The 1,407-nt window shown below is 64.6% G+C and carries 1 protein-coding gene; it reads right to left on the bottom strand.

Annotated features, from left to right (window positions below):
- Positions 1–1,099, bottom strand: a 1,099-nt coding sequence (locus ACNA7R_RS20350; protein ID WP_416285355.1) for an ABC transporter substrate-binding protein, incomplete at its 3' end; no start/stop codon positions are given.
- Positions 1,100–1,407: the final 308 nt, after the last annotated feature.

The raw sequence follows: 1,407 nt of genomic DNA, 5'->3' as shown, positions 1-1,407 counted from the left end.
GCATCACCTCGCCGATCTGGCGGCGGATGGGGTCGTTGCTGAGCTCGAGGACCATGTCGAAGCCGTCGGCGTACCCGGCGTCGGCCAGGAGCGCGCGCGCCCGCTCGACGTCGTGATCGAAGCGGTTGACGTCCGTCTCGTGCGCCCACGACTGCGGGATGATCGGGGTGTAGGCCACGAGGCCGACGCCGAACAGGAGCGAATCGACGATGTCCTGTCGCGGCACGAGGTACGCCATCGCCTGACGCACGCGAACGTCGTCGAAGGGCGCCCGCTGCGTGTGCATGAAGATGTAGTCGAAGCCCGAGCCGGGCGAACGCATGACGTCGATGGCCGAGTCCATCGTGAGCCGCTCGACGTCGAGCGGGTCGATCTCGTCGACCAACTGAACGCCGCCGACCTCGAGCTCGACGGTCCGCGTGATCGTGTCGGGAATCGGACGGATGCGGACCTCGCTGATGCTCGGCGTGCCACCCAGGTAATCCTCGAAGGCGCTCAGGTGCACGTACTCGCCGGCACGCCACTCCTCGAACACGAACGGGCCCGCACCGATCGGGTACTGGGCGATGTGGTCGGAGCCGTACTCCTCGGCGTAGTGCTTCGGCACGATGCCGACGTGCATGTAGTAGATGAACGGGGAGTTCGGCTGCTCGAGCGTGATGACGACGGTGTAGTCGTCGGGCGTCTCGATGCTCTCGATGTCACGGTAGAAACCGATGTTGCGGGCGCCGAAGTCGGGATCGCGCATCGTGTCGAACGTGTACTTCACGTCGGCGGCGGTGAGCTTCGTGCCGTCGTGGAAGTAGACGTCGTCCCGGAGGTTGAAGATGTAAGTCCTATCGTCGGGGTTCTCGATCGACTTGGCGACGTACGGGACGATGTTGAGGTTCTCGTCCCACTCGATCAAGCCCGCGTAGACGAGCGTCACCACGTGCCCCGATGAGACGTCGGTAGCGTGGCGCGGGTCGAGCGTCGTCGCCTCGGCGGCCACGCCGATGACGACGGTGTTCGCGAGCGCCAGACCCAGGCCCACGAGCACGGCGACGACGACGAGCAAGCGCAGCAGTCGACGAGGAGAAGAACGGAATCCTTGCGTCATGAATGACACCTCCGGGCGCCCGGAGCGACCGTCGAGCCGGCTCCAGCGCGCATCTCAATGCACACCAGGTAGAGTTGTTGCGCACTCAGAAGGGTACCTGCCGCACCCGGCGTTGTCAAACCTTCACCAGGTCGTGAATCCTTCCACGATCGACGCTCGCTCGGCCGGCTCATTTCACCCCGAAGGCTGATCGTCCGCCTCGACCGGCATCATGCCCACGAAGAAGAACCCCGTACTCGACGGGGTTCATCTGGTAGGCGCGGGCAGGATTGAACTGCCGACCTCTACAGTGTCAATGTAGCGCTCTC

The sequence above is a fragment of the Natronococcus sp. genome, from assembly GCF_047921035.1.
Taxonomy (GTDB): Archaea; Halobacteriota; Halobacteria; order Halobacteriales; family Natrialbaceae; genus Natronococcus.
This window is presented reverse-complemented; position numbering and strand designations above follow the sequence as displayed.